This window comes from Aliarcobacter cibarius (assembly GCF_013372265.1).
Lineage (GTDB): Bacteria > Campylobacterota > Campylobacteria > Campylobacterales > Arcobacteraceae > Aliarcobacter > Aliarcobacter cibarius.
Window position 1 is genome coordinate 1,716,781 of the sequence record NZ_CP054051.1, and the last position, 21,376, is coordinate 1,738,156.

Annotated in this window: 22 protein-coding genes; 4 read left to right on the forward strand and 18 right to left on the reverse strand. The window is 27.9% G+C overall.

Translation table 11 applies throughout. The features are described from left to right. The first annotated feature begins 11 nt into the window (after positions 1 to 11). Positions 12 to 2,228: an EAL domain-containing protein gene (locus ACBT_RS08660; protein WP_024775927.1), complete on the forward strand. Its 2,217-nt coding sequence runs from the start codon at positions 12 to 14 to the stop codon at positions 2,226 to 2,228. Positions 2,229 to 2,327: 99 nt separating this feature from the next. Beyond that, a complete protein-coding gene (locus tag ACBT_RS08665; RefSeq protein ID WP_169729050.1) occupies positions 2,328 to 3,014 on the forward strand; it encodes a YdcF family protein in 687 nt (228 codons plus the stop codon). 9 nt (positions 3,015 to 3,023) lie between these two features. Here the strand turns inward: ACBT_RS08665 and ACBT_RS08670 are convergent, their stop codons facing one another. Then, the gene (locus tag ACBT_RS08670) at positions 3,024 to 3,941 is read right to left on the reverse strand and encodes an MBL fold metallo-hydrolase (protein ID WP_024775925.1); all 918 of its coding nucleotides are present in this window, start codon (positions 3,939 to 3,941) and stop codon (positions 3,024 to 3,026) included. A gap of 89 nt (positions 3,942 to 4,030) precedes the next feature. Here ACBT_RS08670 and ACBT_RS08675 point away from each other — a divergent pair, with 89 nt between their 5' ends. Then, positions 4,031 to 5,032 carry an HD-GYP domain-containing protein gene (locus tag ACBT_RS08675; RefSeq protein ID WP_024775924.1) on the forward strand — a complete coding sequence of 334 codons (1,002 nt, stop codon included), beginning with the start codon at positions 4,031 to 4,033 and terminating at the stop codon, positions 5,030 to 5,032. A 41-nt stretch (positions 5,033 to 5,073) separates the two neighbouring features. Here ACBT_RS08675 and ACBT_RS08680 read toward each other — a convergent pair whose 3' ends face one another. Next, positions 5,074 to 5,739, reverse strand: coding sequence for a rhodanese-like domain-containing protein (locus tag ACBT_RS08680; RefSeq protein ID WP_024775923.1), 666 nt, complete (start codon positions 5,737 to 5,739; stop codon positions 5,074 to 5,076). 132 nt (positions 5,740 to 5,871) lie between these two features. On the opposite strand from ACBT_RS08680, the gene ACBT_RS08685 reads away from it, so the two are divergent. After that, positions 5,872 to 8,487, forward strand: coding sequence for a valine--tRNA ligase (locus tag ACBT_RS08685; RefSeq protein WP_024775922.1), 2,616 nt, complete (start codon positions 5,872 to 5,874; stop codon positions 8,485 to 8,487). 24 nt (positions 8,488 to 8,511) lie between these two features. On the opposite strand, the gene ACBT_RS08690 is transcribed toward ACBT_RS08685, so the two are convergent. From ACBT_RS08690 to atpG, 16 genes are all read right to left on the reverse strand, one after another. Continuing rightward, on the reverse strand, positions 8,512 to 9,087 hold the full coding sequence (locus ACBT_RS08690) for a precorrin-2 dehydrogenase/sirohydrochlorin ferrochelatase family protein (RefSeq protein WP_024775921.1): 576 nt from the start codon (positions 9,085 to 9,087) through the stop codon (positions 8,512 to 8,514). Between the two features lie 37 nt (positions 9,088 to 9,124). Beyond that, positions 9,125 to 9,646 (reverse strand): hypothetical protein, encoded by a 522-nt coding sequence (locus ACBT_RS08695; protein WP_024775920.1) that lies wholly within the window; start codon positions 9,644 to 9,646, stop codon positions 9,125 to 9,127. A 68-nt stretch (positions 9,647 to 9,714) separates the two neighbouring features. Then, positions 9,715 to 10,215, reverse strand: a complete 501-nt coding sequence (locus ACBT_RS08700; RefSeq protein ID WP_024775919.1) for an asparaginase domain-containing protein — start codon at positions 10,213 to 10,215, stop codon at positions 9,715 to 9,717. Beyond that, on the reverse strand, positions 10,202 to 11,608 hold the full coding sequence (aspA, locus tag ACBT_RS08705; protein ID WP_024775918.1) for an aspartate ammonia-lyase: 1,407 nt from the start codon (positions 11,606 to 11,608) through the stop codon (positions 10,202 to 10,204). The genes ACBT_RS08700 and aspA overlap by 14 nt, the downstream gene beginning before the upstream one ends. A 57-nt stretch (positions 11,609 to 11,665) precedes the next feature. Continuing rightward, positions 11,666 to 12,367 carry a 5'-methylthioadenosine/adenosylhomocysteine nucleosidase gene (locus ACBT_RS08710; protein ID WP_024775917.1) on the reverse strand — a complete coding sequence of 234 codons (702 nt, stop codon included), beginning with the start codon at positions 12,365 to 12,367 and terminating at the stop codon, positions 11,666 to 11,668. Continuing rightward, positions 12,360 to 13,289, reverse strand: a complete 930-nt coding sequence (fabD, locus tag ACBT_RS08715) for an ACP S-malonyltransferase (protein ID WP_024775916.1) — start codon at positions 13,287 to 13,289, stop codon at positions 12,360 to 12,362. Before fabD ends, ACBT_RS08710 begins: the two co-directional genes overlap by 8 nt. Positions 13,290 to 13,378: 89 nt before the next feature. Beyond that, positions 13,379 to 13,987: an FKBP-type peptidyl-prolyl cis-trans isomerase gene (locus ACBT_RS08720; RefSeq protein ID WP_024775915.1), complete on the reverse strand. Its 609-nt coding sequence runs from the start codon at positions 13,985 to 13,987 to the stop codon at positions 13,379 to 13,381. A gap of 22 nt (positions 13,988 to 14,009) precedes the next feature. Beyond that, positions 14,010 to 14,984 carry a tetratricopeptide repeat protein gene (locus ACBT_RS08725; protein ID WP_024775914.1) on the reverse strand — a complete coding sequence of 325 codons (975 nt, stop codon included), beginning with the start codon at positions 14,982 to 14,984 and terminating at the stop codon, positions 14,010 to 14,012. Positions 14,985 to 14,987: 3 nt separating this feature from the next. After that, the gene (locus ACBT_RS08730; protein ID WP_024775913.1) at positions 14,988 to 15,524 is read right to left on the reverse strand and encodes an OmpA family protein; all 537 of its coding nucleotides are present in this window, start codon (positions 15,522 to 15,524) and stop codon (positions 14,988 to 14,990) included. Positions 15,525 to 15,690: 166 nt separating this feature from the next. Further along, on the reverse strand, positions 15,691 to 16,965 hold the full coding sequence (gene tolB / locus ACBT_RS08735) for a Tol-Pal system protein TolB (protein WP_024775912.1): 1,275 nt from the start codon (positions 16,963 to 16,965) through the stop codon (positions 15,691 to 15,693). Positions 16,966 to 16,971: 6 nt separating this feature from the next. Continuing rightward, positions 16,972 to 17,703 (reverse strand): energy transducer TonB, encoded by a 732-nt coding sequence (locus ACBT_RS08740; RefSeq protein WP_024775911.1) that lies wholly within the window; start codon positions 17,701 to 17,703, stop codon positions 16,972 to 16,974. A gap of 2 nt (positions 17,704 to 17,705) precedes the next feature. After that, positions 17,706 to 18,095, reverse strand: a complete 390-nt coding sequence (locus ACBT_RS08745) for a biopolymer transporter ExbD (RefSeq protein ID WP_024775910.1) — start codon at positions 18,093 to 18,095, stop codon at positions 17,706 to 17,708. Between the two features lie 5 nt (positions 18,096 to 18,100). After that, positions 18,101 to 18,664, reverse strand: coding sequence for a MotA/TolQ/ExbB proton channel family protein (locus ACBT_RS08750; protein WP_024775909.1), 564 nt, complete (start codon positions 18,662 to 18,664; stop codon positions 18,101 to 18,103). 6 nt (positions 18,665 to 18,670) lie between these two features. After that, entirely contained in the window at positions 18,671 to 19,048 is a 378-nt protein-coding gene (gene atpC, locus ACBT_RS08755; protein ID WP_024775908.1) for an ATP synthase F1 subunit epsilon, read from the reverse strand. 20 nt (positions 19,049 to 19,068) lie between these two features. Beyond that, the gene (gene atpD / locus ACBT_RS08760; protein ID WP_024775907.1) at positions 19,069 to 20,463 is read right to left on the reverse strand and encodes a F0F1 ATP synthase subunit beta; all 1,395 of its coding nucleotides are present in this window, start codon (positions 20,461 to 20,463) and stop codon (positions 19,069 to 19,071) included. Between the two features lie 21 nt (positions 20,464 to 20,484). Beyond that, a complete protein-coding gene (gene atpG, locus ACBT_RS08765) occupies positions 20,485 to 21,372 on the reverse strand; it encodes an ATP synthase F1 subunit gamma (protein ID WP_024775906.1) in 888 nt (295 codons plus the stop codon). Between the last annotated feature and the right edge of the window lie 4 nt (positions 21,373 to 21,376).

Consider the following 21,376-nt stretch of genomic DNA (forward strand, 5'->3'; position numbering starts at 1 on the left):
AGGAGAAAAAAATGTCTTTATCAAAACAACTTTATCTAATAATATCATTGATATTTTTTATGATTTTTACAGGTAATTTTATAATTAGTATCAAAAATACAAAAGAGTATTTAGAAACTGAATCCATTTCAAAAGCACAAGATACGGCTACAACACTTGGTTTTAATCTAAAAACTTTAATAAATGATAAAAATAACCCCGAAATAGAAACAACAATAAATGCTGTTTCAAACAGTGGTTTTTATAAAGAAATTAGACTTGAAGATTCTCTTTTTACAATAAAAGAGAGTGACCTAGTAAAAGCTTCAAAAGATCTAGATAAGGGAATTTGGGAAGTATCAAATATTGTAATTGATTCAAATATTGGAATTTTAGAAACTTTAACTCAAAGTGATGATTTTATGCAAGAGCTAATTACTCTAAATGGTTCTGTACCAAATGAAGAAAATAAAAATATTGTTCCTAGTGAAGATGTTTATACTTTCATTCCTAATTTAAAAAACAAAGGTAAAACTTCTTTAGATATAAAATTTACAGCAACAAATCTAGAAAATAAAATAATAGAAACTAATGCTACTTTAGAACTGAATAAAGTTTTGGTTCAAGTAAATAGAGATATAAAATTTGATTCAGTACCTCAATGGTTTATAAATTTAATTCCTATTGATTTAGGAGAACAATATACAGAAATAAGTGATGGTTGGAGAACTAGTGCAGTTTTATTTGTGAGTGCAAATCCAGGAGAAGCTTACAATAAATTATATGCTCAAGCAAAAAGTTCAATTTTCTACTCAATTATTTCATTTATAATTTCTATTGTAATTTTATATCTATTTGTACAATATCTTTTAAAACCTCTAAAGATTTTAGAAAATTCTGCTTTGTCTATTGCTGAAGGAAAGTTTGTAAAAGTAAAAGCAACATCAAATACGACAGAATTAATAACTTTATCAAATGCATTTAATGATATGTCAAATAAAATTGAAGCAACAATTACTAGACTAAATACAAATATAGAAAATATGTCTAAAAAATTATCAACGGATGAGTTAACAGGGTTAGCGATAAGACAAACTTTTGAAACAGATATGAAGCAACTATTTATTGAAAAAGCAAAAGGTTATATTTTAACAATAAGAATTACTGATTTAGGTGGTTTTGCTAAATCACATACTTCAAATGAAGTAAATAATTTTATAAAAGAGTTTGCAAATATATTAGAAACAACAAAATTAAGCGATGATAAAAAAATATTTGCTTATAGATTTTTTGGTTCAGAATTTGCCATTATTGCAAAAGATTTTTCAAATGAAGATATAGTGAAGTTCGCAAATATTTTAAAAGATAAATTTGAAAAACTAGGAGATAAATTTGAGAAAAAAGATGTTGCACACATTGGAGCTGCTATTTTTAATCCATTTAGTACAACTTCTCAAATATTACAAAGTGCAAATCAAGCATATGAAAAAGCAACAATTATCGGACAAAATGAAATTTTCATAAGTCAAGAAAATGAACTTGTAAAAGATATGGAAAGTTGGAGAGATTTTGTAACTGAAACTATTGATAATGCAAGCTTTACTGTTAAATTCATAGGGAATTTCACAAGATGTAATAGTGATGAAATAATTATGCAAGAAGCATTTACTTCAATAAAAGATAAAGAAAACAATGATATTCCAATAGGAACTTTTGTATCTATTGCAGAAAAATATGAGAAAATTGTTGACTTCGATAAAAAAGTTATACAAAAAGTAATAAATTATATTTTAATAAATGATGTAAAATATGATATTGCAATAAACTTATCTTTAGAATCTATAAATAATACAGCGTTTATAGCTTGGCTAGAACAAAAACTTTCAGAAAATAAAAATATTGTTTCAAGATTAGTTTTCTCAGTTACAGCTTATGCTGTTGCAAAAGATATTAATAAATTTAAATTCTTTATTTCTCAAATGAAATCTTTAGGTGCAAAAGTTATTATAAAAAGATATGAGACAAGATTTATTTCATTAAATGATATTAAAGATCTAAATTTAGATTATTTAAGATTGGCAAGAGAATATACAAATGATGTTTGTATAGATTTCTCTAAACAAAGTTTTATAGAATCAATAGCTGAGATTTCAAATCTTTTAAATATTAAAGTTTTAGCAGAAAATGTTCAAAAAGACGAAGATTTCAAATATATAAAAAGTTTAAATCTTTTTGCTGCAAGTAGGTAAATCAAGTCTTTTGACTTGATTTAAATTATCATGTTTGTTCTAAAAAAAATTATCTCAGCTTTCTTTTTACCTATTCCTATTGGAATCTTTTTATTAGTTTTGGCTTTTATATTTCTAATAAAAGATTCTTATAAAAAAGCTAAAATAACATTTCTTATAGCTATTATATGGTTTGTTGCTTTATCAAATCAAACTGTTTCAAACGCTATTTTATCTCCACTTGAAAATGCCTATCCAGCTCTTATAGAAACTCCGAATGTAAATTATATATTAGTTTTAGGAAATGCACATAAAAGTGATGAAAATCTTAGTATAACTTCTCAAGTAAAATCAACAGCAATTAATAGACTTGTTGAAGGAGTAAGACATTATAACAGTTTAAAAAATAACTCAAATAATGTAAAACTAATAGTTTCAGGACATAGTTTTGATGATTTAAATTCTCATGCAAAAATGCAAAAAGAGTTAGCTATAAGCCTAGGAGTAAGTAAAGAAGATATAATTGAACTTCATACTCCAAAAGATACAAATGAAGAGGCAATTGAAACAAAAAATATAGTACAGAATGAAAAAATCATTTTAGTTACAAGTGCTAGTCATATGAAAAGAGCTGTAAAACTTTTTGAAAAACAAGAAGTAAATGTTATAGCAAGTCCAACTGAACATAAGGTATATAATACTACTTATCCTAGTTCTTATTTTAATTCAAATAATTTAAAAAAAGTTGAACTTGCATTTCATGAATATTTAGGGATGATATATTCAAAAATCAAAGGTGAAATTTAATTTTTGAAATCAATTTTCTTCATAAAATTCTAACTCTCTAAAAGCATCAAAAACATTTCTACTATTTAATTCATCAAACATATCAATATGTTTAAAATCATCCATAGTAACTGTTTTTGTAATATCATCAGCTGTTACACCACTTTCAATTGCATCCAATACTCTAGTTTTTAATAATGAAAAGTAATTTTTTGTATGATCAAGTGCTGTTTTTCCAGTATTTGTTCCATGTCCAGCAATCAAAGTATCCCAATCATATGAATTTATTACTTCAAGAGATTTTAATGTACCAATTACAGAACCATCTCTATTTGATGTAATTCTTCCATTCATTACTATATCTCCAGAAAACATAACTTTTTGGTTTGGTAAATATATAATTAAATCATTACTTGTATGAGCTTTTTCTTGCATAGGAATAATTTTAAAATTTTTATTTCCAACTTTAATTTCTGTTTCACTATCTACGACTACATCAGCTTTTATAATTTTTGTATTTTTCATCTCTTTTTCATCTAAAATCTCAAAAATTCTTGGTTTAGACTCAGAAGTATAATTCTGATTTATAGATTTTGGAGCATATATTTTTGCATTGAATTTATCTTTATAAAAACTATTCCCCATCCAATGATCATCATGTTCATGAGTTATTATAACTGTACTAACTTTTAAATTATTAATTTTCTTCATAGCATCATAAGCTTGTGAAGCAAATTGATAATTTGTTCCAGAATCTATTAGTACATAACTATTGTCAGCTTTTATGTAACAACTATTTGACATAAATCCCCCATTTTCTTTTGAAGGAACTTCAGTTTTTCCAAAAAAACACCAAATATCTTCACTTACTTTTTGTGGTTTTAAGTTATAATCAAATCCAAAAGCGTAGATAGATAAAATTAATGTTAATGAAATTTTTTTAAACATTTTGTATTCTCCTATTTTTTATATTATAATTTAAAATTATATATAAATATCGCTTTTATATAAGTAATTTTAAGAAAATAAGGAATTTTATGGATAAAAAAAAAGAGATGGTATTTAATCTAAATAATTTTTTACTAGCTTTTAGTGAACTTTTAAATACTAAAAGAAGTACTTATATTTCAGTAAGTATAGCTTTAAAATTAAAATTCACACCAGAAAAAATATCAGATATCTGTTCATACTCTTTAGCCTTTTTATTAGGAAAAGATGCTTTAAATAATTTTGATTTTTTAGATAAAAACAATTTAAATGATAAAGAATTTTTAAATATATGTGAGTTTTCACAAAAGTTAATTAACAATTTTGATTTTTCAAAAAATAGTTTAAATCAAAAACAAAAATGTATAGAATTTGTAAGAAATGAAAATTTTGATGAAAATATAAAAAATACTTTTTTAGAAATATCAAATAAATTATCTTTTTGGCTTGATTTAGAAAATGAAAATGAAATAGTACTTTTTATCTACTCAAATTTAAATGATTTTACAAAAGTCTTAACTTTTGAAGAGATTTTAAAAATGTCAAGTCAATTTCATTATTACCAAAATCCACAATCAGAAATACTAAAAAGAGCTTCTTTAATTGCTGATTTTTTTGAATTTGAACACAAAGATAAACAGATATTTTTAATAGCATCTAGCTTACAAAATATTGGAAAACTAAATATTTCAAAAACTATTTTAGAAAAAAAAGAAGCTTTAAACGAAGAAGAAAAAGAGATTTTAAAATCATATTCTTATCATACAAAAAGAGTTTTAAACTCTATTATGGGGTTTTCAGATATTTGTAATCTTAGTTTAAAAGTTCAAGAGAGATTAGATGGCAGCGGAAGTTTTAGTTTAGATGCAAAAGATTTAAGTTTTAAAGATAGATTACTAATTTGCCTAGTAATTTATAGTGCTTTAAGAGAAAAAAAAGCTTATAGAAACTCTTTTTCACATTCTAAAGCAATAGAAATTATGAAAAATGAATCAAAAAATAATAAAATTGATAAAAGTATCGTAGAAATATTTGATAAGCTTTTTAATTAACAATTAAAATGTAAGCTGAAAATTCAGCCTACATTTTTTTATTATGGTTTAACAGTAGTCAATCCTACACTAAGCCATGATTGCATTCCACCTCTATACCATTTCATTTTTTCTTGAGGATAACCAATAGCAATCAACTCTTTCATAGCTTCTGGTGATTGTCCACACCAAATACCATTACAAAACATTAATAAAGTTTTTGCATTTGTAAAATCATATTTTCCATCTTTAGCTTCAACTCCAAAAATTTCTAAAGCCTCTTGAAACTCATCTGGATATTGAGATTTTTTTGTATATACATATGGAACATTTATTGCTGTAGCAATAGTTTCATGGTTATACCAATTCTCTGTTCTACTATCAATTAAAAGTAAGTTTTTGTCAGTTTTTGATTTTTCAATAAACTCTAAAACTTCAACCTCTCCATAAGTTTCAATATTTTCTGCTGCTTTAATTGGTGAAATTTTTCCAAAATATGTTACAAAACTTCTTTTACAATTTTCATTTACACTAGGTGCTGCTTCATGAACACCACCAAAAACATCTTTTGGATCAAAAGCTACACTTTCGCACTCTTTTGGTTTAGCTTCTCTTTTTACAGTAGCTTTCTTACCGTTATCTAAAATTACTTCAACACCAGTTGTTTGTAAATCTGCTGCAAAAATAGAACTTGCTACAACTACACTCCCTAAAAATATTTTAAACATTTTCTCTCCTTGATTTTAAAATATATTGTAAATTAATTCTAACAAAAAGATATTAAAAGAGCAAGTTATAAGCTACTAAGTAAAATTTAGTTAAAATCTACCCTATTTTAGTAACATAATTAGGATTATTTAATGAGCGACAAATATGAACCATCAAAAGTAGAAGATAGTTTTTATAAAATTTGGGAAAGTAGAGGTTATTTTGAAATTGATGGAAATAAATCAATTCAAGAGCCAAACAAGAACTTTGCTATTATGATGCCACCACCAAATGTAACAGGAAGTTTACATATTGGTCACGCACTTACTTTTACACTACAAGACATAATCACAAGATATAAAAGAATGGACGGTTTCAAAACTCTTTGGCAACCAGGAACTGACCATGCTGGAATTGCAACTCAAAATGTTGTAGAAAAACAACTTTTAAAAGAAGGTACTACAAAAGAAGAATTAGGAAGAGAAAAATTCTTAGAAAGAGTTTGGAAATGGAAAGAGTTTAGTGGTGGAACTATAGTTCACCAAATGAGAAAACTAGGAGTTAGCCCTGCTTGGTCAAGAGAGCGATTCACTATGGATGAAGGTTTAAAAGAAGCTGTAAAAGAAGCTTTTGTAAAACTTTATGATGAGGGAATGATTACTCAAAATAACTACATGGTAAACTGGTGTACTCATGATGGTGCACTAAGTGATATTGAAGTTGAACATGAAGAAGTAAATGGTAAATTTTATCATATGAACTATCACTTTGCAGATGGAAGTGGATTTGTAACAGTTGCTACAACAAGACCAGAAACATACTTTGGAGATACTGCTATCATGGTTCATCCAGATGATGAAAGATATGTAAGTATCGTAGGAAAAGAAGTAATTTTACCACTAACAAACCGAAAAATTAAAGTTATTACAGATTCTCATGTTGATATGGAATTCGGAACAGGTGTTGTAAAAGTAACACCCGCTCATGATACAAATGACTATGAAGTTGGAAAAAGACATAATCTAGAGTTTATAAAATGCTTTGATGAAAAAGGTATTTTAAATGATTACTGTGGAGAATTTGCTGGAATTGAAAGATTAGAAGCAAGACCTATAATAGTTAAAAAACTTCAAGATGAAGGTTTTATCATAAAAATTGAAGACCATAATCATCAAGTTGGACATTGTTATAGATGTAAAAACATAGTTGAACCTTACATTTCAAAACAATGGTTTGTAAAAAAAGAAGTTGCTGCTGAATCTATTAGAAAAACTTACGAAGGTGAAGCTAAATTTCATCCAAGTCATTGGTTAAATTCATATAGAGCTTGGATGGATGAGTTAAGAGATTGGTGTATTTCTAGACAACTTTGGTGGGGACATAGAATCCCAGTATTTTATTGTGATGATTGTAATCATCAATGGGCAACAAAAGAAGATGAACCAAAAGCTTGTCCAAAATGTGGAAAATCACATATTCATCAAGACCCAGATGTTCTTGATACTTGGTTTAGTAGTGCTTTATGGGCATTTTCACCTCTTGGATGGGGTAATAATGGTCAAATGGAAAAAACATTTGGTACAAATGATTTAAAAGATTTCTATCCAAATTCTCTTTTAATTACTGGATTTGATATTATGTTCTTCTGGGTTGCTAGAATGATGATGATGGGTGAGCACTTTATGGGAAGTTTACCATTTAAAGATATCTATATGCATGCTCTTGTACGTGATGAACATGGTGCAAAAATGTCTAAATCAAAAGGAAATGTTATTGATCCTCTTGATATGGTTGAAACACATAGTGCGGATATCATAAGATTTACATTAGCATATCTTGCAGTTCAGGGAAGAGATATTAAGCTAGGAGAAAAAAATTTAGAGCAGTTCAGAAATTTTACAAATAAACTTTACAATGCAAGTAATTTCTTAAGCTTAAATGTTGAAACTTTCCCTGATTTAAAAGATATAACTATTAATACACCATTAGGTCTATATATGCAAAGTAAACTTAGTCATGCAGTTAATGAAGTAAGAGATTCTCTAGATAGCTATAAGTTTAATGAAGCAGCAAGCACTCTTTATAGATTTGTTTGGATGGAATTCTGCGATTGGGGAATTGAGTACTCAAAAGCTTCTAAAGATTCTATTGTAGAACTTGGAGCTATTTTTAAAGAAACATTAAAAATGGTTAGTCCATTTATGCCATTTATTGCAGACTTTTTATATCATAAATTGTCAGGAACTACACTTGAAAATGCTGATTCTTTAATGATTATGAATTTCCCAAAAAACATCAAAAAAGATGAAAATATTGAAAATATGTTTGCCATTATTGAAGAAGCGATTATTGCTATTAGAAGAGCAAAAGTAATTATTGACATGGGTAATTCAAAAATTGCAAAAGCATATATAAAACTTGACTGTAAAATAGATGAAAATGTTGCAAAACCATTTATTGAAAAACTTGCTAAAGTTGAAGACATAGAATTCGTATCTTCTAAAGTTGAGAATAGTATTACAGATGTTTCAAATAACTTAGAAGTTTATCTTCCAACTAGTGAAATTGATATGAAACCAATCATTGATAAACTTACAAAACAACAAGAAAAAACACAAAAAGAGTTTGATAAATTAAATGGTATGTTATCAAATGAAAGATTTGTTGCAAATGCTCCTGCAAATGTAATAGAAGAAAATAAAAAAGCTTTAGAAGATGCTAGAGCAAAATTAGAAAAAATTGAAGCTGAATTAAAAAGTTTAAAATAGAATCTTCCAATTAGGAAGATTCTATCAAGAATCTTTACTCCATGATTTTATATAATCTTTAGCTTTTTTATCTAAAAACTCCATCCTTTCTCGTCCTTTTGGCATTGTAGTTCTTAAAGCTTTTACCTCTTTTAAAAAATCTTCAACACTGCTTGGAATTAAATTTTTTAGATACTCTTTAAAATTTTTAGCAAATGCAGGTGAACTTCCACTTGTAGATATAGCAACTGTTAAATCACCTTTTTTTATATATGCAGGAAATATAAAATCACAATATTTTTGTAAATCTACACAATTACAAAGAGTATTATTATAATCTCTTGTTTCAAAATAAATACTCTCTTGTAATGAAAAATCATCAATTGCAGCGATAACTATATCAAACCCTTTTGCATCACCAATTTGATAATCTTTTTTAAAATACGTTAAAGAGTTCTCATCTATTAAAGCTTTAACTTTATCACTAAAATCTCTAGCAATTAAAGTGATATTTGAAGAAAAGTTCAAGAGATGTTCTAGCTTTTCTAAAGCGACATACCCTCCACCAACAATTAAGATACTTTTATCATCAAATTTTAAAAAAGCTGGAAAATATGCCATAGAAACCCTTTTCACTTGAACTTTGAACAAATTTTGATTAAAAACCACCACCACTATTGTTTTTATTTTGTTCATTTTCTTTTAACCATTTTCTTTTTAAATTATGAATATAAATTATCAATATAAAGAAAATAGATGAAGTTATACCCAATGCAATTAACAAATCAGTTTCACTTGGTATAGTTTCAAGTAAAATCAATTTTCTTATAATTACAACAAATGCTATTTCTAAAAATGTTAAAGAGTAATCAAATCCATTTTTTATAAAAAGAGTTTTTACTATTGCAATTACAATTAAAGTGAATAAACCATCAGTTAAAATAGTTTTAATAGATGTAAAATTTAAAGCACCCTGCTCTAAAGTAAAAGTTATAATTTTATGCCCTAAACTCAACAAACAAATTGCTAAATAAACAATCATTATAATTATGAAAAAATATTTAAGCATATTAATAAATCTTAAAAGTATTGTATCTACTCTACTTTCTAAAACTTTATCAATATTATTTACTTTTATAAATAATCTTTCAATAAAGCTCTTCTTTTCTGCCTCTTTCATTTTTAAAAATTCCTACTTTTTATTTTTGCGAATAGTATCACAAAAAAACATAAAAAGCATGATATTTTTCAACAGTTAAGAAATTTTCCTAACAGTTTATTTTTTACAATATTTTTATAATTTTTAACACTTCCATGCATAGAAATATAAATATCATTTTGAATATTTGCATTTAAAAATCCAATTGCCATAGAAAAATTTAATGTTGCCTCAACTTTATTTATTGACATAGGCAGCATAGCTCCTACTAAAATAACTTTTTTATTTTTTATATGTTCATCTAAAAATAAAGCTGTTACATCCATAGTATCTGTTCCATGAATTACAATTATATTTTCACTTTCTGAATTATTTATAGTATCTAATATAATTTTTCTATCATTTTCTGTCATATCTAGACTATCTTTTGAAATAATATTTTTAATCTCAAAATCAATGTTGTAACAAAAACTAATAACTTCTTCCAATGCTTTTGAATCTTTTGAAACTTCTAATTCTCCAGAAATAGGATTATATACTTTATTAAAAGTTCCTCCAGTATTTATAACTGTAATTTTAGATTTTGTCATAATTTTGCACCATATTTTTTGGTTGAAGCAATTCATCTAATTCTTCTTTTGAAAAAAGATTTTGTTCAAGTAAAATATCATAAACTCTTTTTCCAGATTTTAAAGCCTCTTTTGCAACTGCTGAACTTTTTTCATATCCTAAAATTGGATTTAATGAAGTTACTAATGTTGCAGAATTTAAAACATTATTCATACAAATTTCAGGATTTGCTGTAATTCCTTTTATACATTTATCAGCTAAACTTTCAAAAGCTCTTCTCATCATATTTATAGAAATAAATAATTTATAAGCAATTATTGGTTCAAATACATTTAATTGAAGCTGTCCATGCTCACTTGCAATACTTATTGTTGTATCAGCACCAATTACTTCAAATGCAACTTGATTTACAACCTCAGGCATAACAGGATTTACTTTTCCAGGCATGATTGAACTTCCTGGTTGCATTGGTGGAAGATTTATCTCATTTAATCCAGCACGAGGTCCAGAACTTAAAAGTCTTAAATCATTACAAATTTTAGAAATTTTAATAGCTATAGATTTTAACATTGCAGAAATTTGAACAAAAGAACCAGTATCTTGAGTAGCTTCTATCATATCATTTGCTTTATAATAATCTGTACCCGTAACACATCTTAAATTCTTTATAACTCTCTCTTGATATTGGGGTTTTGTATTAATACCTGTTCCAATCGCTGTAGCTCCTAAATTTACCTCTTTTAATAAGTTTTGAGCTGTTGTAAGCCTAAAAATATCATCATCAATCATTGTTGCAAAAGTTTTGAACTCTTGACCTAATGTCATAGGAACAGCATCTTGAAGTTGCGTTCTTCCCATTTTTAAAATATCTTTAAATTCAAATGCTTTATTTTTGAAAGCATCTCTTAAAATCTTAAGGCTATCTTGAAGTTTAAAAATCAATTCATAAAGTGTTATTTTAATAGCAGTTGGATAAGCATCGTTTGTTGATTGACTCATATTTACATGATTATTTGGATGAATTATATTATATGAACCTTTTTTCTTACCTAAAATCTCTAAAGCAATATTTGCTATTACTTCATTAGCATTCATATTTGTAGAAGTTCCTGCTCCCCCTTGAATTGGATCAACTATAAACTGATCGTGATATTTTCCATCAATTATCATATCACAAGCTTCTACAATTGCATTTTTTTGAACTTCAGTTAAATCACCTAATTCAAAATTTGTTAAAGCACAAGCTTTTTTTACTTTTGCTAATGAGATTATAAAATTTGGGAATATTGAAATTTCAATTGTAGTAATATTGAAATTTTCTTTTGCTCTTAGTGTTTGTATACCATAATATTTATCATTTTCGATCTCTTTTTCACCTAAGAAATCTTTTTCAATTCTGTGTAAATTATCCATATAAATCCTTTAAAAATAATTTAAAGAAAGTATAGGACAATCCTACACAAAGAAAGCTTATCTATTTTTTATTAATTCATCAACAATTTTAATCAAATAATTACTAGATATTTTTGCACTACTTTGTAAAAATTCATCAAAATCAAATCCTGCATCCATATTTGCACTATCACTAATTGCTCTTAAAATAAAAAATGGAATATTCAAAGCATCACAAACAACAGCAACACTTGCACCTTCCATTTCTAAAGCATCTGCCTTGAAAGTTTTTTCAATAAACTCTTTAGTAGTGTTTGAATGAATAAACTGATCACCAGTAGCTATAGTTCCTTCAATTACTTTAAGATTTTCTTTCTCTGCAACTTTTTTAGCTAAAGCTAAAAGTTCTTTAGAACTCTCTACAAATACTTTTCCACCTGGAACAAAACCATAAGGATGTCCAAAAGCAGTAATATCTAAATCATGTTGACAAAGTTTAGTTGCAACAATTAAATCTCCAATATTCAGTGCTGGATTAATTGCGCCAGCAACACCAGAAAAAAGTAGAGTATCACAAGAAAATTTTTGAATAAGTGTACTAGCAGTTAAACTTGCAAAAACTTTACCAATTTTTGAATGAGCTATTACAATATCTAAACCATTATATGTTAATTCATAATAGTTATTATCTGCATAATTTATAACTTTATAATCTTTGAAAAACTCTAAAAGAGGATCTATCTCTTCTTGCATAGCTCCCATGATTGCTAATTTAGTCATTTAATGCCTCTAATGTTTCATTTAATGTTTTGATATCAGATACATTTAATGTTGGTTTATCAGTAATCTTTTTATTTAAACCTTTTAATACCGCACCTTGACCAAATTCAATAAACAAATCAACTTTATCTTCAAATGCTTTTATTGATTGCTTATATTTTACAGGTTTAACTAATTGAGATGCAAGAAGTTCAACAGCTTCATCTTTAGTAGAATAATTACTCGCACTAACATTTGAAATAACATTAGAAAACTCTTCATTTAAAAATTCAATTAAATATGGTTTTAAATTTTCTACAGCACTTTCAAGTAATTCACAATGAGAAGCTACACTCATATCAAGTACTAAAGCTCTTTTTGCACCGGCTGTTTTAAAAGTATCAACAAGAGACTCTAAATCTGCTTTAAGACCTGCAAGTACAAGTTGTCCATCCATATTATAATTAGCTGGCCAAACTTTTAAACCTTTCTCTCTTTGTTCTTTACAAATAGTTTCAACTTTTTCATCATCTATTCCTACTAAAGCCATCATTCCAGCACCAGCTCCACTACAAGCTTCTTGCATAAAAGTTCCTCTTTTATTTACAAGTTCTATTGCATCTAGATAATCAATTGCTCCAGCAGCTATTAAAGCTGAAAATTCACCTAATGAGTGACCTAAAACAAATTCTGGTTGAATACTACATTTTTCTTTAAAAATTGCAAGTGCAATTGAACTAACAAGTAATATTGCAGGTTGAGTAAACTCTGTTTTTCCTAAATTTTCATTTTCATCAAATAAAAGCTTTTCAAAATTTATATTTAATCTTTCACTAGCTTTTTTAATCATTCCTTTAGCAATATCACTATTCTCAAAAAAATCTCTTCCCATACCAACTGCTTGGCTTCCTTGACCTGGAAAAATAAAAGCAACTTTTTTCATAATATATAACCTCTTTATTTAAAATTAAATTGCCCAAATGTATCACTACACTCGGGCAATATTCATAGTTTTTTAAAATTAGTAACTAATTAGTGGCAACCACATCCACCTGTTCCACATCCTCCACCGTGAGAATGTCCATGGTCATGATCATCATGATCACTTCCACATCCACCTGTTCCACATCCTCCACCATGAGAGTGGCTTCCTCCACCACAACATCCACCACCCATAGCAGCAAATCCACCTACAACACCTGTTTGTGCTTCTTCTTCAGTTGCATCTCTTAAACTAAGGATAGAAACTGTAAACATTAAAGTTCTACCTGCCATTGGATGATTGTAATCAATTGTAACTTCTTTATCATCAAAAGATTTAACAACTACTTGAATTGTTTCTCCATGTTCACCCGAACCATAAAGAGACATACCTTCAACCAATTCAATACCTGCAAATTGTTCTTTTGGTAAAGTTTGAACTGCTTCAACATTATACTCACCATATGCATCTTTTGGCTCAACTAAAACATCTGCTTCTTCATTTGCTGACATTTCAACTAATTTATCCTCAAGACCTTTAATGATTTGTCCTTTACCCGAAACAAATTCTAAAGGTGCTTGTCCAACATTAGTATCAAGTTGTTCACCAGTTTTAGCATCTTTTAATGTATATTCTATTCCAATTACTTTGTTTGACATTTTAATTCCTTAATTATAATATTTATTTTATTTTAGATAATCTATTTTTTGCGTCTTTCGCTTCAGAACTATTAGGATAAAGATCTATCAAAGTTCCATAGAAATTTTTTGCATTATCTTTGTCTTTTATGTTCTCAAATGAAATACCACTGTGCAATAATAATTTTGGCATATAAGCTGCTTTATCATTCAACATAGCAGATTTTTTAAAATGATTTATTGCAACATCATATTTTTTTCTCATATACCAAACTTCAGCTAAATAAAAATTATTCTCAGCTGGTTTATAATTTATATCAACAAGTTTTTGATATTTTTTAAGTGAAGCATCATAATTCTTTGAATCAAAATCTTTTTTAGCATCCGTCATCAATTTAGCTTTATCTTCAGCAGTTTTAGGATTTATATCAATTGAAGAATCAGTTTCAACTTCAACTTTTGTATCTTTTTTATCACTAGATTTTGTAGGAGTTACTGCTTGCGTTTTAACGCCTAATGACTTTTTTAAAGCTTCAAACTCCTCTCTTGTAATAAATTGATTCATATTTTTCTCTAATTCTGTAGATGAAACATATTCTGAATTAATTTTATTTACAAGTGCAGTAAGTTTTGTAACTGAAGCTTTCAAGTTATTTACAGTTGCAGCTAAATCAGCATCACCCGATTGATTTGATGAAGTTCCTGAATCCATATCTAAAGATGAAGAATTAACTCTACTTATTAAATCATCAACTTTTTTACTTGTTGCATTTAATCTTTTAGAATCACCCTCAGATGTAGATTCTAAACCTTCTAATCTGTTATTTATAGAGTCAACAAGACTTTTTAAATCACCAACTTTAGAAGATAAATCACTTATATTTGATTGATTTTTCATTATATGTTTTTCAGTAGAACTAAGTCCATATGATGAAGAATTAGAATTTCCGTAAACTGAAACTTCTTCAGCTACGGAAATAGAAGATACTACTAATAATGATAGAAAGTATTTTGTCATAAATTATTTACTTAATTCGTGCTCAACTCTTCTGTTTTTTGACCAACAATCTTTTGTTTTTTCAGTACAAACTGGATTGCTTTCACCTAAAGAAACTAAAGAAATGTTAGCAGAAACACCATTTGATACTAAAACATCTTTAACAGCGTTAGCTCTTTTTAATCCTAATGCGTAGTTATACTCATCACTTCCCCACTCATCTGTGTTACCGAATACTTTTACAGTAGTATCAGCTTTTAATGGAGATAATTTAGAAGCATTGTTAGTTGCTTTTTCTTTATTTTCATCAGTTAAGTTATATTTGTCAAATCCAAAGTAGATGTGCTCAATTAAAACTTTTTGACCGTTAATCATATAATAGTTACCATTTCCAACTTTTTCTAAAGCTGAAAAGCTTCCATCTTCTATACCTCTATCAGCAACAGTGTTATCTGCTGCAACAACAGAGTTATCAGTTTCTAACTCAGCATTTTTTTCGCTACATCCTGTAGTAAATAATAAAGCTGAAACTAAAACAGAGTAAAGACCTAATTTTTTCATATTTTTTCCTTGAAAGTTAATATTTGTGAAATATTATTAAATTAAAGCTTAATTATTGTTTATATTTTTTTATTTGAGGAGTATTTTTTTATTAATTTACAATTGTTTGTTTGTTTTTTTTTATTGAGAGAAATAAAGACTAAAAAAATAGTCTTTATTTATTATTTTACCAATCTATAGATTGAATTCTTTCACCTTTAAGAGGGAATAAGAATGATTTATTGAATTCTAATCTTATTATTCCTAGTGAACTTACACCTGCATAATTTTTAATAAAAAGAAGTGTTTCCCCATCTGGTGAAAATTTTGGAAATTGATTTACTCCATTAGTAGTTAATCTAGTCATATTATCTGTTTTGCTATTAATTAAATAAAGGTTAAAACTTTTACCACCTAATTCATTTGAAGAATCTTTACTACTAAAAACTATATTATTTTTATTTGATGTAACTGATGAATTATTATTACTATGGTAAACCATTCTTTCAACTGCTGTTGAACCTATATTTTGAGAAAATATATTTGGATTACCTAGTCTATCAGAAACAAAAACTATTTTTGAATCATTTTCTACGAATTGTCCACCAACATCAATTCCACCATATTTTGTAATTTGAGTTTTGTTTTTACTTCTAGTATCATATACAAAGATATCTGGTTGACCTGTTGGAGAAGCTGTAACTAAAATTTTACTTCCATCTGCATTTACATCTGAACATGCAAGCATCCCATCAGAATCCATAATAATATCTTTACTTCTATTATAAATATTTAGTTTAACTAAAGTTGGCTTTTTATAATTATATGATGTATAGTAAATACTTTTTTGTTCTTTATCTGCCCATTTAGGGAAAATATTTAACCCTCCACTAACAACTGTTTGTTTATATGTTAATGTATAATCTCCAATCATTATATCTGCATTACCAGCATTTCTATAAACTGCAAAAACTACAAATTTTTCCATCCAAGCTATACTTGGTGCTTTAAAGAAATCATTTATTGAAATCGCTGCCTTATGTGCTAAAAAGACAGATCTATCTAATTGAGATGTTGTAAAGTTTTTTTCTAAAACTAAAGCTCTTTGATTTACATCAAATAGCTTAACTCTTAATGTATATCCTCCATTTGACTCTTTTTGTGAAGCCAAATTAACAAATAAAGAAACTCCTTGATTTGATAGCGCTAACATATCAGGAGTACTATCATAAGAAGATGATGGAACATTAACATTTGACAAATCAAAGTGTCCACTCACATTCAAATCATCTTCTAAACTTTTCTTTAATCTACTTAAAGTAAAATCACTACTCGAATCACTTGCAACTGATACTGCAATTTTTGGAATTGAGTTAGATTTTTTTACAATATCAATGTGTCCATCAACATTAGCAAAAATAGAGCTAAACATTAATGAAATAAATAAAACTATTTTAAACATAATTTCCTACCCTTCAAATTTAAAATCAACTGTATATTTAACTACTTTTCCACTTGGTGGTGGTGGATAAGCAATATCCTTTTGCTCGTCAAGATATAGTCTTATAGCCGTATTATATGCTTCACTACTAGATCTTTTTACAAATTTATAATCAAAGGCACCGTCTGGAGAAATTGAAACCATTACTGTTATAACTAAACTTCTATCTTCACTAACAGGTGCTCTTGAATATAACATTTCGTATATTTTACTACCATAATCATCATTCTTATCACCTTTTGATGAACTTTTAGTTTTAGTATTTGTAGCAGTTTTTTCATCTTCAAGTAACTTGTCTATTTTAACATTATTTGATTTTTTTTCTTTTTCAAATTTAGATTTAAATCTCTTTGGATCAATAGATTTTTCAACATTATTAACTTCTTCTTTTACAACTTTATTTGATGTTTCTTTAACATTTGCAAAAAGAGATTTTAAGTCAGGTCTTTTTTCATTTGAATTTGATGTCGCTTTTTCAACTGGCTGCTTCTCTTCAACAATTTTTTCAACTTTTTTTTCAACCATTTTTTTATCTGCTATTTCTTCTATCATATCTAGTTCTATAGCAGTAGTAGTTGGTGTTATATTTATTGCCTCATTTATTGGTGAATATATATATAAAAGTATCAAAAAACAAAAAGAAAAATATATAGAAAATGCAACAATACCTGAAATTAGAAATGAAGTACTATTTTGCATCTTTACCCATCTGTAACCAAAGCAACTTTAAAGAAGCCAGCTTCTTTTACTGATTTTAAAACAAATACAATATCATCATATTTTAAATCTTTATCAGCTCTTATGTAAATTGGTGTATTTTGATCTTTACCTTTTGAAAACAGTAAAAAATTATCTGCAAAATTTGATATTTCAACTTTATTTTTATTTAATGTAACTACTCTATCTTTTGTAATAATAATATCTATTTTAGCAACGTCTTGTGCTTGTTGTGATTTACTCCCAGTTGGAAGATTCAATGTCTCTTCAAACTCTATTACAGGAGCTGTAACCATTAGAATTGCTAGTAATACTAGCATAATATCAACTAAAGGGGTAATATTTAATTCTGGTTTTTCATTAAGATCGTACACTTTATTTACCCTTTAGCTGCTATAATAATTTCTGATTGAGCTTTTAAGAAAATACTTAATTCGTAAAGTTTTCTTGTTAATATTTGATGGAATGTATAAGCGAATATTGCCACTAAAATACCTGCTGCAGTAGCTACTAGTGCTTCACTAATTGCTGGTGCTATAATTGAAAATGCCACTTTTGATTGGTTTGCAAATTTTGCAAATGACTCAAGAATTCCTACAACGGTTCCAAATAATCCAATAAATGGTGATGTTGAAGATATAATTGCTAGCCATGAAATTCCAACACTTGCATCTTTAATTATATTTATCTCACAAGCATGTAATAACTCTTTTGAAGTTGAATTATTTGAACACTTATTTAATGCAGATAAAGGTGAGAATATCGTTTCTCTTGATGTTAAAGATTCTAAAGATTTTTTTTCATTATTAATTAATGCTTTTATTGCACTATTTCTATAAAGAAAAATCCAGAAAGTAACTATTAGATAAGTTGACAATAGCGCTAAAACTATATAAGTTATAGCGCTACTATTTGCCAAATAATTTAGTAATGTAGTTATCATGTGCTTTTATGCAAATGAGTTGATTTTTGCTTCAACTGCTGCCATAGAGATATTAGAATCTTTTACAGAATTTACTAACTCTTTTGCAGCTTCAATATTCTTAGCTATTTCTGAATCTTTTCCAGAAGTTAATGCAATAGCTCCATCTGCTAAAACATCAACTGTTTTTTCATCTACTTTTACATGTCCCCAGTTAATAGCAACTGCTTCAGTAGAATTTTCTTTTTCAATAATAATAACACCAACTGTTAAAGTTGATACTAATGATGAGTGTCCTGGAAGAACACCGAACTCTCCCTCTTTTCCAGGAAGAGTTACAGTTTTTACGTCACCATTAAATATCGTACCGTTTGGTGTAACTATTGATAATTTAATTGTATCCATATTAAGCCTTAATTGGTTTATTATTTCATTTTCTCAGCTTTAGCTAGAACCTCGTCAATTCCACCAACCATATAGAATGCCATTTCTGGAATGTTGTCATATTTACCATCTAAAATTCCTTGGAATCCTGCGATAGTATCTTTTAATTCAACATATTTACCTGGGCTTCCTGTAAATACTTCAGCAACGAAGAATGGTTGAGATAAGAATCTTTCGATTTTTCTAGCTCTTGCAACAACAAGTTTATCAGACTCTGATAACTCATCCATACCAAGAATTGCAATAATATCTTGTAAATCTTTATATTTTTGAAGAACAGATTGAACACCTCTTGCAGTATTATAATGTTCTTGTCCAATAATATCAGCACTTAAAATTCTTGAAGTAGAATCTAGTGGATCAACCGCTGGATAAATACCTTTTTCTGCAATTTTTCTATTTAAAACTGTAGTTGCATCTAAGTGAGCAAAAACAGAAGCTGGTGCTGGATCCGTTAAGTCATCTGCTGGTACGTATACTGCTTGAACAGAAGTAATAGAACCTTTAGAAGTAGATGTAATTCTCTCTTGTAATTTTCCCATCTCACTAGCAAGTGTTGGTTGGTATCCAACCGCTGAAGGAATTCTTCCTAAAAGAGCTGACATCTCAGAACCTGATTGTGCAAATCTAAAGATATTATCAATAAACATTAGTACATCTAGACCTTTTTCATCTCTAAAGTACTCAGCCATTGTAAGACCTGTAAGAGCAATTCTATTTCTTGCACCTGGTGGTTCACTCATTTGTCCATAACATAATGCAACTTTATCTAAAACATTTGAATCTTTCATTTCATGATAAAGGTCATTTCCTTCTCTTGTTCTTTCTCCAACTCCTGCAAATACAGAATATCCTGAGTGTTTAAACGCAACGTTATGGATTAATTCCATAATGATAACTGTTTTACCAACTCCAGCACCTCCGAATAGTCCTACTTTTCCTCCTTTTGAATATGGAGCTAAAAGGTCAACTACTTTGATACCTGTTTCAAACATTTCTGTTTTTGTTGATTGCTCTTCAAACGTTGGAGCAGATCTATGAATTGACCATCTTTCAACGTCAGCAGGAATAGCAGCACCTTCATCAACTGGATCTCCAATAACATTGAAAATTCTTCCTAGAACAGCTTCTCCAACTGGAACTTTAATAGGACCACCTGTAGCTATACACTCTTGACCTCTGATTAATCCTTCAGTCATATCCATAGCAATTGTTCTTACTCTTCCATCACCGATGTGAGCAGCAACTTCTAATACTAATCTATCCTTAGTTTTATCAGCTAAAGTAACATCAATAGCTTCATTAATTTCTGGTAAGTATCCGTCAAATTCAACGTCAACTACAGGACCCATTACCTGAATAACTTTACCTTTCATATAGGCCTTCTCCTTATTAAATTATTTTAATGCTTCAACACCACTGATAATTTCTATCAGCTCTGTTGTAATTGCAGCTTGTCTTGCTTTATTGTATTCAACTGTTAAACTATCAACTTTTTCTTTTGCATTCTTTGTAGCAGCTTCCATAGCTTGCATTCTAGCACTGTGTTCAGCTGCTAATGAATCTATAAGTGCATAATACATATTAAAATCAATATATTTATCAGTTAATTCTTTTAAAACTTCATCATCATCATCTTCTGGTTCAATATTTAACATAGAAGAATTTTCACTAATTTCAACTTTTTCCAAACTAATTGGTAAAAGTTCTCTTATTCTAATTTCTTGTGTTAACATATTTAAAAAACCATTATAAACAACAATAACTTTATCAGTAAGCTCATTTTTAAAATCTTCAACCGCACTATGAATAAAACTTGAAGCTCTTTCATAATCAGGTGCTGATGATAAATCACTTACTCTTTGTTCTAAAGTTTTACCCTGAAAACTAAAGAAATCTACACCTTTTCTTCCAGCAGCTCTAAGTCTAACCTTAGTACCTTTTAATTCATAATCAGCAATCAGCTTACTAACCGTTTTAATTGTTGACATATTAAAACCACCGCAAAGTCCCTTATCAGCAGTAACAAAAACAATATCAACTGTTTTTGGATTATCATTTTGAATAAATGCTCTACCAATATTTCCTTCGTCTTGAACTTTGCTAACTCTAGCAGCAATATCAGAAAGAACTTCATTTATCTTAGTTGCATAACTTCTAGCTTGCTCAGACAATTGTCTAGTTCTAGTTAGTTTTGCAGAAGATACAAGCTTCATAGCTTTTGTAGTTTTCTGAGTATTCTTAACACTACCTATTTTTAATTTTATCTCTTTTAAGTTAGCCATTTGC

What these genes read in the sequence shown, in the direction of transcription:
- ACBT_RS08720 (WP_024775915.1), bottom strand. Translation starts at nt 13,987, where the DNA reads ATGTCAAACAAAGTAATTGGAATAGAATATACATTAAAAGATGCTAAA.
- ACBT_RS08695 (WP_024775920.1), bottom strand. Translation starts at nt 9,646, where the DNA reads ATGAAAGAGGCAGAAAAGAAGAGCTTTATTGAAAGATTATTTATAAAA.
- ACBT_RS08670 (WP_024775925.1), bottom strand. Translation starts at nt 3,941, where the DNA reads ATGTTTAAAAAAATTTCATTAACATTAATTTTATCTATCTACGCTTTT.
- ACBT_RS08710 (WP_024775917.1), bottom strand. Translation starts at nt 12,367, where the DNA reads ATGACTAAATTAGCAATCATGGGAGCTATGCAAGAAGAGATAGATCCT.
- atpC (WP_024775908.1), bottom strand. Translation starts at nt 19,048, where the DNA reads ATGGATACAATTAAATTATCAATAGTTACACCAAACGGTACGATATTT.
- fabD (WP_024775916.1), bottom strand. Translation starts at nt 13,289, where the DNA reads ATGAAAAAAGTTGCTTTTATTTTTCCAGGTCAAGGAAGCCAAGCAGTT.
- atpD (WP_024775907.1), bottom strand. Translation starts at nt 20,463, where the DNA reads ATGAAAGGTAAAGTTATTCAGGTAATGGGTCCTGTAGTTGACGTTGAA.
- ACBT_RS08725 (WP_024775914.1), bottom strand. Translation starts at nt 14,984, where the DNA reads ATGACAAAATACTTTCTATCATTATTAGTAGTATCTTCTATTTCCGTA.
- ACBT_RS08740 (WP_024775911.1), bottom strand. Translation starts at nt 17,703, where the DNA reads ATGCAAAATAGTACTTCATTTCTAATTTCAGGTATTGTTGCATTTTCT.
- atpG (WP_024775906.1), bottom strand. Translation starts at nt 21,372, where the DNA reads ATGGCTAACTTAAAAGAGATAAAATTAAAAATAGGTAGTGTTAAGAAT.
- ACBT_RS08690 (WP_024775921.1), bottom strand. Translation starts at nt 9,087, where the DNA reads ATGGCATATTTTCCAGCTTTTTTAAAATTTGATGATAAAAGTATCTTA.
- ACBT_RS08660 (WP_024775927.1), top strand. Translation starts at nt 12, where the DNA reads ATGTCTTTATCAAAACAACTTTATCTAATAATATCATTGATATTTTTT.
- ACBT_RS08675 (WP_024775924.1), top strand. Translation starts at nt 4,031, where the DNA reads ATGGATAAAAAAAAAGAGATGGTATTTAATCTAAATAATTTTTTACTA.
- ACBT_RS08730 (WP_024775913.1), bottom strand. Translation starts at nt 15,524, where the DNA reads ATGAAAAAATTAGGTCTTTACTCTGTTTTAGTTTCAGCTTTATTATTT.
- ACBT_RS08685 (WP_024775922.1), top strand. Translation starts at nt 5,872, where the DNA reads ATGAGCGACAAATATGAACCATCAAAAGTAGAAGATAGTTTTTATAAA.
- ACBT_RS08750 (WP_024775909.1), bottom strand. Translation starts at nt 18,664, where the DNA reads ATGATAACTACATTACTAAATTATTTGGCAAATAGTAGCGCTATAACT.
- tolB (WP_024775912.1), bottom strand. Translation starts at nt 16,965, where the DNA reads ATGTTTAAAATAGTTTTATTTATTTCATTAATGTTTAGCTCTATTTTT.
- aspA (WP_024775918.1), bottom strand. Translation starts at nt 11,608, where the DNA reads ATGGATAATTTACACAGAATTGAAAAAGATTTCTTAGGTGAAAAAGAG.
- ACBT_RS08680 (WP_024775923.1), bottom strand. Translation starts at nt 5,739, where the DNA reads ATGTTTAAAATATTTTTAGGGAGTGTAGTTGTAGCAAGTTCTATTTTT.
- ACBT_RS08700 (WP_024775919.1), bottom strand. Translation starts at nt 10,215, where the DNA reads ATGACAAAATCTAAAATTACAGTTATAAATACTGGAGGAACTTTTAAT.